Source organism: Rhizobium sp. NPDC090279 (genome assembly GCF_044769665.1).
GTDB lineage: Bacteria > Pseudomonadota > Alphaproteobacteria > Rhizobiales > Rhizobiaceae > Rhizobium.
This window is the reverse complement of record NZ_JBIVYI010000019.1, coordinates 1-15000: the sequence shown is the minus strand read 5'-3', so window position 1 is coordinate 15000 and position 15000 is coordinate 1. Positions and strand designations below refer to the sequence as shown.

The 15000-nt window shown below is 61.7% G+C and carries 12 protein-coding genes and 1 pseudogene; 12 read left to right on the top strand and 1 reads right to left on the bottom strand.

The genetic code is table 11. The annotated features are described in order from the left end of the window. The first annotated feature begins 53 nt into the window (after window positions 1-53). The 12 genes from ACIQWP_RS30240 to ACIQWP_RS30185 are packed head-to-tail and all read left to right on the top strand — an operon-like array spanning window position 54 to window position 14197. Window positions 54-1067: an ABC transporter permease gene (locus tag ACIQWP_RS30240; protein ID WP_402795777.1), complete on the top strand. Its 1014-nt coding sequence runs from the start codon at window positions 54-56 to the stop codon at window positions 1065-1067. Window positions 1068-1070: 3 nt separating this feature from the next. Further along, complete coding sequence (locus ACIQWP_RS30235) at window positions 1071-1946, top strand: ABC transporter permease (RefSeq protein ID WP_402795775.1); 876 nt, start codon at window positions 1071-1073, stop codon at window positions 1944-1946. A 32-nt stretch (window positions 1947-1978) separates the two neighbouring features. Next, window positions 1979-4039, top strand: a complete 2061-nt coding sequence (locus ACIQWP_RS30230; RefSeq protein WP_402795773.1) for a dipeptide ABC transporter ATP-binding protein — start codon at window positions 1979-1981, stop codon at window positions 4037-4039. Continuing rightward, complete coding sequence (locus ACIQWP_RS30225) at window positions 4036-5307, top strand: MFS transporter (protein ID WP_402795770.1); 1272 nt, start codon at window positions 4036-4038, stop codon at window positions 5305-5307. The genes ACIQWP_RS30230 and ACIQWP_RS30225 overlap by 4 nt, the downstream gene beginning before the upstream one ends. Next, window positions 5304-6737 carry a dihydropyrimidinase gene (gene hydA, locus ACIQWP_RS30220; protein ID WP_402795768.1) on the top strand — a complete coding sequence of 478 codons (1434 nt, stop codon included), beginning with the start codon at window positions 5304-5306 and terminating at the stop codon, window positions 6735-6737. The genes ACIQWP_RS30225 and hydA overlap by 4 nt, the downstream gene beginning before the upstream one ends. After that, window positions 6734-7507, top strand: a complete 774-nt coding sequence (locus ACIQWP_RS30215) for an SDR family NAD(P)-dependent oxidoreductase (RefSeq protein ID WP_402795766.1) — start codon at window positions 6734-6736, stop codon at window positions 7505-7507. The genes hydA and ACIQWP_RS30215 overlap by 4 nt, the downstream gene beginning before the upstream one ends. 35 nt (window positions 7508-7542) lie before the next feature. After that, on the top strand, window positions 7543-8583 hold the full coding sequence (locus ACIQWP_RS30210; protein ID WP_402795764.1) for an NAD-dependent epimerase/dehydratase family protein: 1041 nt from the start codon (window positions 7543-7545) through the stop codon (window positions 8581-8583). Continuing rightward, on the top strand, window positions 8583-9524 hold the full coding sequence (locus ACIQWP_RS30205; protein ID WP_402795762.1) for an allantoinase PuuE: 942 nt from the start codon (window positions 8583-8585) through the stop codon (window positions 9522-9524). Before ACIQWP_RS30210 ends, ACIQWP_RS30205 begins: the two co-directional genes overlap by 1 nt. Next, window positions 9517-11226 carry a thiamine pyrophosphate-requiring protein gene (locus tag ACIQWP_RS30200; protein ID WP_402795759.1) on the top strand — a complete coding sequence of 570 codons (1710 nt, stop codon included), beginning with the start codon at window positions 9517-9519 and terminating at the stop codon, window positions 11224-11226. Before ACIQWP_RS30205 ends, ACIQWP_RS30200 begins: the two co-directional genes overlap by 8 nt. A 21-nt stretch (window positions 11227-11247) precedes the next feature. After that, window positions 11248-12582: a dihydroorotase family protein gene (locus ACIQWP_RS30195; RefSeq protein WP_402795757.1), complete on the top strand. Its 1335-nt coding sequence runs from the start codon at window positions 11248-11250 to the stop codon at window positions 12580-12582. Window positions 12583-12592: 10 nt separating this feature from the next. Next, window positions 12593-13366, top strand: a complete 774-nt coding sequence (locus ACIQWP_RS30190; RefSeq protein WP_402795754.1) for an SDR family NAD(P)-dependent oxidoreductase — start codon at window positions 12593-12595, stop codon at window positions 13364-13366. A 45-nt stretch (window positions 13367-13411) separates the two neighbouring features. Next, window positions 13412-14197 carry an SDR family oxidoreductase gene (locus ACIQWP_RS30185; protein WP_402795751.1) on the top strand — a complete coding sequence of 262 codons (786 nt, stop codon included), beginning with the start codon at window positions 13412-13414 and terminating at the stop codon, window positions 14195-14197. Between the two features lie 56 nt (window positions 14198-14253). Here the strand turns inward: ACIQWP_RS30185 and ACIQWP_RS30180 are convergent. Continuing rightward, window positions 14254-14895, bottom strand: a pseudogene (locus tag ACIQWP_RS30180) (molybdopterin cofactor-binding domain-containing protein); the annotation flags it as partial. Window positions 14896-15000 lie beyond the last annotated feature (105 nt).

The window sequence follows — 15000 nt, the reverse complement described above, 5'->3', positions numbered from 1 at the left end:
GCCTCGTCCGGGCGATCCCTTGCTGACGCATGAGAAAACCGGATGATAATGCAATGTCGAAATTCCTTCTGAAACGACTGATCATGATGCTGCTCACCATGCTGTGCGCATCATTCCTGGTCTTTGCCGTCTGCGAATTCACCCCCGGCAGCGTGGCGCGCAAATCGCTCGGCCCCTTCGCCACGCAGCAGCAGGTCGATATCCTGACTGAAAAGCTGAAGGCCAATGATCCGCTAGTCGTGCGCTATGGCCGGTGGCTTGGCGTGTTGGTAGGGGCGATCCCCGATCCGCTGCAGGACCCGAGCACCGGGCTCAATTTCAAGGATTCGCGCGGGGCGCAATATTTCGGCAATTTCGGCTACTCGACGCTGAACAAGCTGCCCGTCAATGACGTGATCTGGAGCAGGCTTGGCAATACGGCGATCCTCGCCGGCCTCGCTTTTCTCTTGATCGTGCCGCTGTCGATCATCTTCGGCATTCTGTCCGGGTTGAAGGAGGGTGGGGTGCTTGACCGAACGCTGTCGGTCATCTGCATCACCTTCACGTCCATACCCGAATTTGCATCGGGCGTTTTCCTGGTCACGCTCTTCGTCATCCTTTGGCCGGTCCTGCCGGGGACGAGCCCGCTCAACAGCGATGGCGGATGGGCGGTGCCTTATCAGTTCGTGCTGCCGGTCGCCGTGCTCGTGATCTACGATTTCGGTTATGTCGCCCGGATGATCCGCGTCTCGATGATCGGCGTCATGGAGCGGCCATATATCCGCACTGCCGTCCTGAAGGGCATGAGTACCCGTCGCATGGTTCTTGGCCACGCGCTGCGCAACGCCATGATCGCACCTTTCACCGTGCTTCTTCTGCAGATCAACTTTCTCATCAGCGGCGTGGTCGTCACCGAGCTCGTCTTTGCCTATCCGGGCTTCGGTCGCCTGATCCTCGACGCCAGCCTCTTCGGCGATATCGCCACGCTCGAAGCTGCAACACTGATAACAGTCGCCGTCGCCGTCGTCACGCAGTTGCTCGGCGACCTCGGCTACATGCTGCTCGATCCACGTATCCGGGTGAGGTAAGCCATGGCACTCCAAGACAATATCGCCGGGATCAAGGTCACTGCAGCCAAGCGAGCGGCGCGACCGAACTGGGTGCGGATCTTTCATTCCAAGACGGCCATCGTCGGCCTGTTCCTGGTGGTCTTCTGGGTGGCAGCCGCCGTTCTCGCGCCGATCCTGCCGCTGCCGTCCCCGACGGATTCGGACGTCATGGCGATGGGCAATCCCTTTCCATCCGCAACCCATTGGCTCGGCACCGATATCCTGGGCCGAGACGTTCTCTCTCGCCTGATCTTCGGCGCGCGCACCGTGCTTTTCGTTGCGCCGCTCTCGGTTGCCGTCGCCATGGTCGTCGGCATCGCCATGGGCATGGTCGCGGGCTATTACGGCGGCTGGATCGACACACTGATCAGCCGCTTCTCCGACATCGTGCTCGCCTTTCCTGTTCTCGTGATCTACGTGATCCTGATCGCCAATATCGGGCCGTCCGTACTCAACATCGTGATCGCGACGACGATCGCGTCGTCGCCGGGCATTGGCCGCATCACCCGCGGCCTCGTCCTTGGCCTCAAGGAACAGGAATATATCGCCGCCGCGAAACTCAGGGCGGAGAGCACGATCTACATCATGGTCGTCGAGCTTCTGCCCAATTGCCGCAGCCTGCTGATCGTCGATGCCTGCCTGCGCATCGGCTATACGATCATCACCATCGGCATTCTCGGCTTCCTTGGTCTTGGCCTGCCACCGCCGAACCCTGATTGGGGCGGCATGGTCAAGGAGAGCGTCACGGTGCTCAACGTCTGGCCGCTGATGTCGCTCATCCCATCAGCCGCGCTCGTCAGTCTCGTTCTCGGTTTCAATCTCCTGGCCGATGGCATGCGCGAGGCATGGAAGCCATGAACCTGTCCGTATCCAACATGCAAGGGGCCGCCATGTCCGACGCTCCAAAGTCCGATCTCGAACCGCTGCTCGACATCAGGGATCTCAGGATCGAGTTCCGTGGCAAGAGCGAGACCGTGGTCGCGGTGCCGAACCTCTCCTTCAGCGTCCGGCCGGGCGAGAGCTATGGCCTCGTCGGCGAGTCCGGCTGCGGCAAGAGCACGACAGCCATGGCGATCATGGGTTATCTCGGCAATACCGGCGTGATCGCCGGCGGCAGCATCCGCTTCGATGGCGCGGAGCTCGTCGGTGCCAGAGAGAAGGAGCTGCGCTCGATCCGGGGCCGGCGTATCGCCATGGTCTACCAGGACCCTATGAGTGCGCTCAATCCGGTCAAGACGATCGGATCACAGCTTGCGGAAGTGCCTTTACTGCATCTTGGATCGACCAGGAAAGAGGCCATGGAGATGGCTGCCGCCATGCTCGACGATGTGCGCCTGCCTGATGCCGGCGACATGCTGAAGCGCTATCCGCATCAGCTGTCGGGCGGCCAGCAGCAGCGCGTCGTCATCGCCATGGCACTTCTGGCGCGACCTTCACTGCTATTGCTCGACGAGCCGACGACGGGTCTCGATGTGACGGTCGAAGCGGCAGTCATCGACCTGATCGGCGAGCTGCGGCGCCGCTATTCCACGAGCCTGCTGTTCATCTCTCACAATCTCGGCCTGATCGCCGAAGCCTGCGATCGCGTCGGCATCATGTATTCCGGCGAAATAGTCGAAGAGGGCACCACCGGCGATCTCTTCCGCAGGCCGCGCCACCCCTATACGCAGGGGCTGATCGACTGCATTCCCGATATCGGCAGCGACAAGCATAGCCGCGCGCTGGCCGCGATCCCCGGCCATATCCCGTTGCCGCAGGAGCGGCCGGAAGGCTGTTTCTTTGCGCCGCGCTGCGCCGGATTTACCATCGGCCTTTGCGACCGGCCCGGTCTTGCATTAACCGAGGCAGGTGCTGATCACCTGGTCCGTTGCGCCCGCTGGCCGGAAATGGAGCGACCGGGTGGAAAGCTGCCTCCGGAATTCGGCCAGGTCACGCTGAAGGAAGAGGCGATTGCGCTCTCCGATGTAACGAAGCTCTATCGGATCGGCGCGGATAAAACGGTCAAGGCCAATGAGGCGATTGCCTTCGGTGCCCGCAAAGCCGAGATCGTTGCCTTGGTCGGCGAATCCGGCTGCGGAAAATCGACGCTTGCTCGTATCGTCACTGGTCTCGACAGTGCAACGTCGGGCTCGATCCGCATGGCCGGCGAAAATATCGCCGAGCTGCAGGCACGGCAACGATCGCGCAATATGCTCCAGTCGATCCAGATGATCTTCCAGAATCCGGATAGCACGCTCAATCCGTCACACTCGGCCGCCTTTTCCATTCGCCGATCGCTCAAGAAGTTCGGCATCCGCAAGGGAAAGGCCGCAATCGAAGAACGGGTGCGTGAACTTCTGGAGATGGTACGGCTCTCGCCCACCGTTGCCGATCGCAGGCCGAGCCAGCTTTCCGGCGGCCAGAAGCAACGTATCGCGATCGCTCGCGCCTTTGCGGCCGAGCCTTCGCTGATTGTCGCCGACGAGCCGGTCTCGGCGCTCGACGTCTCGGTGCAGGCGGCGGTCGTAACGCTTCTGCTCGATATCCAGAAAGAGAAGCACACAACGATGCTTTTCATCAGCCATGATCTGGCGCTGGTGCGGCATGTCGCCGACAAGGTCGTCGTCATGTATCTCGGCAAGGTCATGGAGCAGGGTAGGGTTGAAGAGGTGTTCGGCAACGGCACTCATCCCTACACGGAAGCCCTGATTTCGGCCATCCGTAGTCCGAACCTCGACGATGCGCCGCGCGAACGAATCCGGCTGACCGGCGAAACGCCGAGTCCGGTGAATGTGCCCGCGGGCTGTCGTTTCGCAACCAGATGCCACCGCAAGGCCGGCGGCATCTGCGACACGGTTGCGCCGCCGATCAGGCAGATGTCGGCGACGCACCAGATCGCCTGCCATATCGAAGAAGACCGGTTGCGGGCGCAAATGCCCGTCTATTCACCGGCGACAGAGGTTAACGGATGAGTTCCGAAACCTCAATCGAGGCGAGCTTCTGGAAAAGGGCGGCGCGCTTCCGCGCGCTCGTGCCTGTCATGGTGGCGATATGCGTCATCGGCACCGGAAACAGTCTGTTGACGACGTCCGTCTCGCTCAGCCTCAGCCGACCGGAGATCGATCCGAGCGCGGTGCAGTTGCTCCTGACCGGCTTTCCCGTCGGGTTTCTTACCGGATGCCTTGTGGCGCGCTTTCTCGTCGCACGCCTTGGCCATCGTGGCACCTTCCTGACGGTCAGCTTCCTCGCCGCCCTCGCGGGCTCCGGCTATATGGTGACGACAGTGACATCCTTATGGCTTGTCTTGCGCTTCCTTAACGGCTTTGCAATGGCCGTTCTGTTCGTGGTCTCCGAAAGCTGGATCAACCTTTACGCCGATCAGAACAATCGCGGCGCCTATTTTTCACTATACATGATGATGACTTCGCTTGCGGTGCTCTTCGGCCAGTTGATGGTCGAGGCCGCAGGTCCGCATTCGCCGCATCTCTTCCTGATAGGGGGCCTGACAGTAACGGCCGGTGCGCTCTATTGCCGGTTCGTCGGGCGTCCCTGGCCGACGCTCCCGGTTCGTTCTGTGCCTCCTCTTCAGGCTGAGGTGTCTGCTGCCGATCATCGCTGCGGCCTGTGGAAACTCGCCGCTCTCGCGCCGGTTACGATCATCGCGGTCTTCCAGGCGGGGATGACGAACATGAATGTCTTTGCCTTGATGCCGCTTTACGGCGCCAAGATCGCGCTTCCCGCCGCGACGACGATCGGGATGGTGACGGCGTTCAGCATGGGCGGCATGCTCGCCCAGACGCCGGTCGGCTGGCTGTCAGACCGGCTCGATCGGCGCTGGATGCTGCTTGTCCAGGGTATTCTTGCGGCGATGCTCTGCGCTGCGATCATCATGCTCGCAAATCGCCACGTGCCCGTGCTCTTCGTGCTCTTCTTCCTCTACGGTGCCACCGCCCTGACGATCTATCCTGTCGGTATCGCCTTCGCCAATTCGCAGATCGACAGCCGCCATATGGTGTCGGCGTCGGGCGGGCTGCTGCTGATCTATTCGATCGGCAACGTCATGACGCCGGGGATCGCTGCCGGGCTCATGGATTATGTGGCGCCTTATGCGCTTTTCATCATGCTCGGCAGTGGCGCCGCATTGGTTTCGGTCGGAGCATGCGTCAACCTTCGACGCAAGAGAACCTCTTCCACGGCGAACGCCGTTGCCGATTGCCTGACATCCGGAGTGAATCAATGAGCAAAGACGTTCCCTTCGATCTCGTTATCCGTGGCGGAAGCGTTGTGCTGCCGGATGAAACGCTGGCGGTCGACATCGGCATTCGCGACGGCAAATTTGCGGCGATCGGCCGCGACCTTGCGGAAGGCATGCAGGAAATCTCGGCCGAGGGGCGACTGGTATTGCCAGGCGGCGTCGACAGCCATTGCCACATGGATCAGCAGCCCTGGGAAGGGAAGGCGACGGCCGATGATTTCAATACCGGCACGCTCTCGGCACTTTGCGGCGGCACGACCACGGTCGTTCCCTTTGCGATGCAGATGCGTGGACAGTCCCTGCGGGACATCGTCGACGACTATCACCAACGTGCGCAGCCGAAGGCGCATATCGACTACGGCATTCACCTGATCGTCGGCGATCCCTCGGTGGAAGTGCTGCGCGACGAGATCCCGGCGCTGATTGCCGAGGGCTGCACCTCAATGAAGATCTATTTGACCTATGAGGGCCTGAAACTGGACGACTATGAGGTGCTGAATGTGCTGGATCTCGCGCGTTCAGAGGGTGCAATGGTGATGGTGCATGCGGAGAACGATGCCTGCATTCGCTGGCTGACCGAAAAATTCATCGCGGCGCGCAAGACCCAGCTGCGGTATCATGAGAAGGCTCATTCGGAGATCGGCGACCGCGAGGCCACTTTCCGCGCCATCAGCCTTTCGGAATTAATCGAGACGCCGATCCTTGTCAGCCATGTTGCCGCTGGCGGTGCGGTCGAAGAGATTCGCCGCGCCAAGGCGCGGGGACTGCCGATCTATGCCGAGACCTGCCCGCAATATCTCTTTCTGTCGGCCGAGGACATCGACACGCATGATCTCTCCGGCTCGAAATGCGTCTGCACGCCCCCGCCGCGCGACAAGTCGAACCAGCCGGACATCTGGCGCGGCATTCTCGATGGCACGCTCGAAGTCTTCTCTTCAGATCACTCGCCCTGGAATTACGCCGACAAAATTGCCGGCGGTCCGGACACGCCGTTCAATCGCATTCCGAACGGCATTCCCGGCATCGAGACGCGGCTGGCTCTGCTTTTTTCGGCCGGCGTCAATGGTGGCCGCATGTCGCTGCAGAAATTCGTCGAGCTGACTTCCGCCGCTCCGGCGCGGCTCTTCGGACTTTATCCCCGCAAGGGCCGGATTGCTGTCGGATCGGATGCCGATATCGCTATTTGGGACGCGGATCGGATTGTCACCATCAACAACGACATGCTGCACCATGCAACCGATCACACACCCTATGAAGGGCAGACGGTGCGCGGCTGGCCGGTCATGACCATCTCCCGCGGCGAACTCGTCTGGGACGACGGCAAGGTTCTGTCGCGGCCGGGTCGCGGGCAATTCGTCCCGCGGCTCAGGCCCTTTCCGCCGCAACAGAAGCTTTCCAAGGTGCTGGCATCATGACTTCAGCTTTCGATCCACTTTCGGCAAGGCTCGCGGGCAAGGTCATCATGATCACGGGTGCTGCCAGCGGCATCGGCGCGGCTATTGCACGCCGGTGCCTCGCTGAAGGCGGCAGTGTCATCTGTGCGGACCGATTGGAGGACGCCGCCGTCAATCTCGCCGAAGAGTTTGGGCCGCGCACCGTCGCGGTTCGCTGCGACGTGACAGACGGGCGGTCGATGGAGCGCGCGGTCGATACGGTACGCAGCCGCTTCGGACGGCTGGACGGCCTGGTTCACAATGCCGCCGCCCCTTCGCTGGATGGGACAGTGGTCGATCTTAGCGAGGAGCAATGGCGCCGCGAAATCGACGTGAGCCTGACGGGTGCTTTTCTCGCCGGCAAATTTGCTGTTCCGCTGATAGCTGCCAGCGGCGGCGGCTCAGTCGCGCTGATCGCCTCGCAATTCGCGCATGTAGCCACAGGCAACGCGGTCGCCTATTGCGCCGCCAAGGCGGGCCTCGTCCACCTTGCCAAGGCGATGGCGATCGACCACGCAGACGAAGGTATCCGCGTCAACAGCCTCTCGCCGGGGGCGGTCGCAACGTCGCGTCTGCTGCAGCGCTGGCCAGACCTCGAGGCCGCCGACCGGAAACTCGGCCCGGCGCATCTGCTCGGCCGGATCGCCAAGCCCGACGAGATCGCCGCGGCGACCGCCTTTCTTCTTTCCGCCGACGCCTCCTTCGTGACCGGCACCGACCTGCTGGTCGACGGCGGCTATGCGGTGCGCTGAACCATTGATTGCAATGATCTGGATTGGATTTTGAAATGACCCTTCTCGTTACCGGTGGTACAGGCTTCGTCATGAGCGTCGTGGCGCGGACGTGGCTCGATCGCGATCCGGCCGCCCGCGCTGTCATCCTCGATCGCTCCGGTCTCGATGCCATGGCCGAACGCTATTTCGCTCCGGTCCGCGACCGGCTTTCGGTCATCACCGCCGATATCTGCGATCCCTCGCAATGGGAGGCTGCGTTAGACGCACACGGCATCAGCGTCATTGTGCACGGCGCGACGATCACGCCGATTTCGCGCGGCAGCGCAACGGAGGCCAAGCGCCAGCCGGAAGCCGAGGAGCCGGCACGCATTGTTGACGTCAATCTGATGGGCACGGTTCGCATGCTCGAATGGGCGCGCAGCCATCCCTCCGTCAAGCGCTTCATCTATGTCAGTTCCGGCTCGGTCTATCGCCATCACGGACCGGATTGGGCCGGCGAGCCCTTGCCGGAAGACGGTTATGTCGCGCCGCTGACGCTTTATGGCATCTCAAAATTCGCTTCCGAAATGGTGGTCAATCGCTATGCCGATCTCTTTGGCCTTTCGGCGTTGAGCGTCCGTCTCGCTTCCGTCTACGGCACGATGGACCGAGCGACGGGGAGCCGCAATTTCCGCCATGTGCCAAACCGCGTGGCGCATATGGCGCTGGCGGGCGAGGTTATCCGGCCGAACAGCCTGGAATCGGTCGGCGACTATGTCCATTCCGCCGATGTGGCCAATGCCGTCATTGCGCTGCTGACGGCGACCCGCCTTCGCTATCGCCACTACAATATCGGTAGCGGCCGGACGTCGACGACAGGCGACATCGTCGAATGGGCACGGGAACGCGTGCCGAAGCTGAAGGTCGAAGTCAGCCCGCACGAAACCGCTAACGTCATCCAGGATGCGACACTGAAGGACGGCATGTGGGGGGAATATGATCTCGCCCGCATCGAGCGTGACACGGATTGGCGCCCGCGGCCCGGCAAGGAGTCATTCCACGACTACATGGACTGGATCGTCGCGAATGAAGGCGCATCCGAGGAGAAGAAGTAATGGCCGCACTCGTCAAACCGGAAAACACGGAATGCCAGGCGCGCGATTTCATCGGCTACGGTCCGAAGCCACCCGTCATGAGCTGGCCCGGCGGCGTAAAGCTCGCCATCAACCTGGTGCTGAACTACGAGGAAGGCTCGGAATATTCCTGGCTGGAGGATGGCCGCAACGACAATTGGGGCGAGTACAATATTCCGAACAGCCCGCCGGTTCGCGATCTCGGCACCGAGACACATTTCGAATATGGCAGCCGCGCCGGCGTCTGGCGATTGGCACGCCTCTTCGATCGCACCGGCATTCCGATCACCGTTTCGGCCTGCGCCGTCGCGTTGGAGAAAAACCCCGCGGTGATCGAGTGGATGAATAGCCGCGGGCATGACCTGCTCGGCCACGGCCTGCGCTGGAGCGAATATTCGACCGTCGAGCGCGAGGTTGAAGAACGCGAGCTGCACGAGGCCGTCGCTCTCTATAAGAAGCTGACCGGCCGCCGCCCGATGGGCTGGAATTGCCGATCCTTCCCGAGCGTCAATACCCGCGATCTGATCGTAAGGGAGGGCGGCTTCCTCTACTACTCGGACCCCTGTAACGACGATCTTCCCTATTTCATCGATCATGACGGGACGCGCCTGCTCGTCGTCCCCTATTCCAAGACTTTGAACGACAGCCGTTACTTGATCGCGCCGGGCTACAGCAATCCGCGCGACTTCGCCGAGGATTGCCGCTCTGCCATCGACTATATGATCGGCGAGGCGGACGAGACCGGCGGGCGTATGCTGACGATCGGCGTCCATGCGCGATGGATGGGTCAGCCGAACCGCGCCTCCGGCCTGCGCGATGTCATCGAACATGTCCGGAAGACACCAGCCGCCGCATTCATGCGTCGCGAGGATATCGCCCGCCATTGGCTCGACAATCATGAGAGCTTCAGCGGCAATGCGTGACAGGATCGAGAGCAGCGTTGAACCGCTGGGGGAAACGAGAGAAGAACGGGCCATGTGGGGCGAGAACATGAACGGCGCGGAGGTCGTCGCCTCCATCCTGAAGCAGGAGGGTGTGAAACACATCATCGGTTTTCCGAACAGCGAGCTGTTCGACGCTTCCGCTCATCTCGATATCCCTCCTGTCATCACTCGGACGCCGCGCGTCGCCGTCAATATCGCCGAGGGTTATGCGCGCACGACTGCGGGACGCGAGCTTGCCGTCGTCACCGTGCAATATGGTCCCGGCGCGGAGAGCGCTTTCGGCGGCATCGCGCAGGCTTTCAACGACCGCGCGCCGATCCTCTTCCTGCCGACGGGCTATCCGCGCGGGTCCGAAGCCGTGGCGCCGAATTTCGAAGCGAGCCGCAACTTCCGCCATGTGACCAAATGGTGCGAGGCCGTGACACAGGTCGAGCACCTGCCAAAGTTGATGCATTCGGCCATCTCCCGCGTTCGCAACGGCCGCCCGGCGCCGGTCCTGCTGGAATTGCCGGTCGATCTGCTCGCGGAGCGGCACAATCCTTCGGGCGATCCCTATCTCAAGCCGCGACGCAGCGTGCCGCAGGCGGATAGTGGCGAGGTCGCCGAGCTGGTCGCAGCGCTGCTAGCGGCCAGGAACCCGGTCGTTTTCGCCGGACAGGGCGTACTCGCCGCCGCTGCCTCTCAGGAGCTGGTGGCGTTTGCGGAGCTGTTTCGCATCCCCGTTATGACGACGCCGAACGGCAAGAGTGGATTTCCGGAAAACCATCCCCTGGCGCTCGGCACGGCGGGGCGTGCGCGACCCGAGACGGTCGATCATTTCATGAACAAGGCCGATGTTGTACTCGCACTTGGCACAAGCCTGACGCGCTCGCACTACATACTGCCCATCGCCAGGGATAAAACGCTGCTGCAGGTGACGATCGACGAAGGCGATCTCGGCAAGGATTATGCGATCGCGCAGGGCGTGGTCGGAGATGCCCGCTCCGTTCTCCGGCAGATGATCTCGCTTGTCGGCGAGAAGCGTCTTGATGTTCCGGCGCGGGATGGAATGGAAGAGGAGATCAGTGGCGTGCGGGCCGCTTTCATGCGGCGGTGGATGCCGCTCCTGACGGCGGAAAGCGAGCCGATTTCACCCTATCGCGTCGTCTGGGAAATCATGCGGGCGGTCGATCCGGCAAAGACGATCATGACCCATGATGCGGGCAATCCGCGCGATCAGTTCAGCCCCTTCTATGAGGCGACCGTGCCAGGCAGCTATATCGGCTGGGGTAAGACAACCCAGCTTGGCAGCGGCCTTGGCTTTGCGCTCGGCGCCAAGCTGGCGCGGCCGGAAGCGACGGTCGTCAATCTGATGGGGGAGGCGGCATTCGGCATGGTCGGCATCGATTTCGAGACTGCGATCCGCTGCAACCTGCCGATCCTGACCGTCGTGATGCGCAACAACGTACTTGGCGGCTACGCCGCCAGCATGCCGATCGCGACGCGGAAATATGGTGCGAACCGAATGTCGGGCGCCTATGCGCCGATCGCGGAGGCGCTTGGCGGCTATGGCGAGTGCGTCGCTTCGCCGGCGGATCTCCGTCCGGCGCTTCTACGTGCCCTGACCAGGATCAGCGCTGGCCAGGCGGCACTGATCGAGGTCGTCACTCACGAAGAACCTCGCCTGCCGGGTCTGCGCTGACGGACGGAGTGGGAGAGCCGCATGTTTGATACAATCATTTCTGGCGCGACCATCGTCAATGCGGACGGCGAAACAAAGGGCAATGTCGCTTTCCGCGATGGCCGGATCGCGGCCATATTGGCGTCCGGCGATGCAGCGGAAGCCCGCACGATCGTGGATGCCGATGGCTGCCACCTCCTGCCCGGTCTGGTCGATGCACATGTGCATCTGCGCGAGCCGGGGCTGACGCACAAGGAGGATTTCGACAGCGGGACGCGCGCGGCGGCATTGGGCGGAGTGACTACCGTGCTCGATATGCCGACGGACCATCCCTGGACCGCGACCGCAGATCAGCTCGTCGCGAAAATGGAGATGGCGAGGGGACGCATCCATGTGGATGTCGGCTTTCAGGCCGTCATCAGTCGGGATACCGGCCCGCTGAACAGGCTGCTGGATTTACGCCCTGTGTCGCTGGAACTCTTCACGGCGGATGTGCCGGAAGCCTTCCTGTTCGAGAGCATGGATGCAGTCGTGGAGATCGTAAAACGCCTTGCCGCGCACGATTCGCTCATCGGCATTTCGCCGGGCGATCAATCGATCTTGGTTGGCAGAGACTTACGCAACGATGCTGGCGATATCACAGCATTCCTGGAGAGCCGTCCGCCGCTGGCGGAGGCTTCCGGTGTCGCCCGCGCCATTCTGGCAGCGGCAGGAACGAATGCCCGCATCCATGTGCGTCAGGTCAACTCAGCACTGGGGATCTCCGCTTGGCGGCGGCTCCGGGATATGGCTGATGCGACGGTCGAGACGACGCCGCAGAATTTCTTTTTTACCGCCGCGGACTACGAGACATCGGGCGCGAACCTGAAAGGCTCGCCGCCGTTCCGGGAAAAGAGTGATGTCGAGGCGCTTCGCGCCGCGCTGTCAGAGGGGCTGATCGATATCGTCGGCACCGATCACGCGCCGCACAGTCCTGCGGAAAAGGCGATGAATTATCCCGCCTTCGCAGACATCCCCGGCGGCATGCCGGGTCTCCAAACCTTGCTTCCAACCATGCTGAGCCTGGTCGAGGAACGGGTCATCGATCTCAGCCATCTCGTGCGCGTATGTTCCTTCAATCCGGCCAGACGCTTCGGCCTCGGTCGCTCGAAGGGGACGATCGCCGCGGGCTTCGATGCGGATATTCTGGTTCTTGATCGGCATCGCCCGAGCCGCATTTCGCATGCCGAGCAGGCCTCGCGTGCCGGTTACACCCCTTTCGACGGCTGGAGCGTCCGCGGGACGCTGACCCGTGTTTTCCTGAAAGGTCAGGAGATCGTCCATGACGGAAAGATCATATCCGAGAGACGCGGCAGCGTCGTCATCCGTGAAGCTTGAGGAATAACCCATGCCCATGTTGCAAGACAGAATTGCCATCGTCACCGGTGCAAGCTCGGGCCTCGGCCGCGCCATCGCCTTGCGCTATGCCGCCGAAGGCGCTTCCGTCATCATTGCCGACACGATCGAGACGCCCATAGAAGGCGGCGAGACGACGCCGGAGCGTATTCGAGCAGCCGGCGGCAACGCGCTCTTCGTGCGGACGGATATTGCGAACTGGGATGCCGTCGATGCCATGGTGAGCGAGACCGTTCGTCGTTTCGGCCGGCTCGACGTGATGGTCAACAACGCGGCGATCTACACATCGACCAATCTGCTGGAGACCGCGCCGGAGCAGTGGGCACGCGTCATCGGCGTCAACCTCACCGGCTTCTTCTATTGCTGCAAGCGGGCCGCGCAGCAATTCCTCGCCCAGGAGCCGGTCAACGAGGTGCGCGGCCGCATTATCAACATCTCCTCGCAACATGGAATGGTCGCCTGCCCCGGCGATTTTCCCTATGGCGTCAGCAAGGGCGGCGTCGTCCAGATGACGCGCCAGATCGCGGTCGATCATGCCGACGATCTGATCATCTGCAACGCGATCGCGCCCGGCAAGATCGTCACCGGCAAGCCCGGGGTCGCCAATGATCCCGATGCGCTTGACTATTCGCGCCGCCGCACACCCTGGCCGCGCCTCGGCGTGCCGGAGGACGTCGCAGGAGCGGCGCTTTTCCTGGCAAGCGACATGGCGAGCTACATGACCGGCATCAATCTCATGGTGGACGGCGGCTGGATGGCCGGCTGACCCTCAACGAAAACAGGCTCTGCCGCAGAATGAAAGGAAACACAGATGGAACTGGGACTGAAAGGGAAGACGGCGCTGGTTCTTGGTGCAGGCGGCGGCCTTGGCGGCGCGATCGCAAGGACGCTTGCGGCGGAAGGCAGCCACGTTGCCGTTGCCGATATCGATATGGAGGCTGCGGAAAGGACGGTCTCGGAGATCGAGACAAACCGCGGCAGTGCCATGGCGCTTGCCTGGGATCTTGCCGATCTCGGGGTCATCACTTCCAACCTTGCGTTGATCGAGGCCCGGTTCGGTTCGGTGGACGTGCTTGTCAACATCACAGGCGGCCCGCCGCCGACGCTCGTTTCCGGGCAAAGCACCGAAAGCTGGCGGAAATACTTCGACAGTATGGTCCTTTCGGTTATCGCCATTACCGACGCGGTATTGCCAAGGATGCGCGAGAAAAAATGGGGTCGGATCATTACCTCGGCGTCCTCCGGCGTCGTAGCGCCCATTCCCAACCTCGGGCTTTCCAACGCGTTGCGCATGTCTTTGCTCGGCTGGTCCAAGACACTCGCCGGCGAAGTCGGTCGAGACGGGGTGACCGTCAATATCGTTCTTCCCGGCCGTGTCGCAACGCAGCGCATCACGTTTTTGGACGAGCAGAAGGCCAAGCGGGAGGGGCGTTCGGTGGAAGATGTGTCGGCGCAGAGTACCGCTTCCATCCCCGTCGGACGTTACGGTGAGCCGCAAGAATATGCCGATGTCGTTACCTTCCTAGCAAGCGCACGCGCATCGTATGTGACGGGAAGCGTGCTACGGGTAGATGGTGGCCTCATCGCGAGCGTGTAAGTGCAATCCGGGTCGGCCCTTGCTTCCGACTGGTGGAAGCAAGGGCCGACGTTCGGTCAGCGTGATCCGTTCCAAAGGCTGCGTGTTTCTACTCGAGGATGGTAGTGACGCAACACGGTCGGACGGAGTCGAAATTCACCATTGGGAATAGGATTACGCTTTGTCTCTGACTTAGTTCGCCATTTCATTCCATAGGATATCGCAGGCATTGCGTATCTCTTGCGCCGTTGCTGGAGCACGCAGATTGAAGAGAGCGCTGTGTCCACGTTCCACTCTCGACGTCCTGACGGCATCCTTGATCGCGAAGAATACCGAATTTGCAAGCACGAGAGGCGGGTCGCCGACCTCCTTGGCAGAAAAGATACCCTGATCGTCCGGGGAATGTTGATCACAGAGGGATCGTTTCGCGGGAAAAGCGAGACATTGAACTCAATGGGGATCTTGACATGCGCCGGAATTTTATAGTGCCAGGTGTTGGTGGAGTTCAAATGTCCTTTCTCGTTCGGACCAGTGTCGTCCATTTGGGTCACGAGATTTTCGGTCAGCAGGAATCCGATGCCTCGGACGAAGGCGCCTTCGACCTGCCCGACATCCAGCGCAGGATTGAGGCTCCAGCCGCCGTCATAGACGAGATCGGAACGCAGGATCGTTGTCTCGCCGGTGAGGAGGTCCACTTCGACCACCGAACAGGCAGCAGAATAGGTAAAGCGGCGATGTCACGTTGTCTGCAGCTTAACGGTTGGCGGATAACTAGGCGAGGATGAGCTCGCCGACGATCAGTTACAAGAACCACCGCTTTCCGC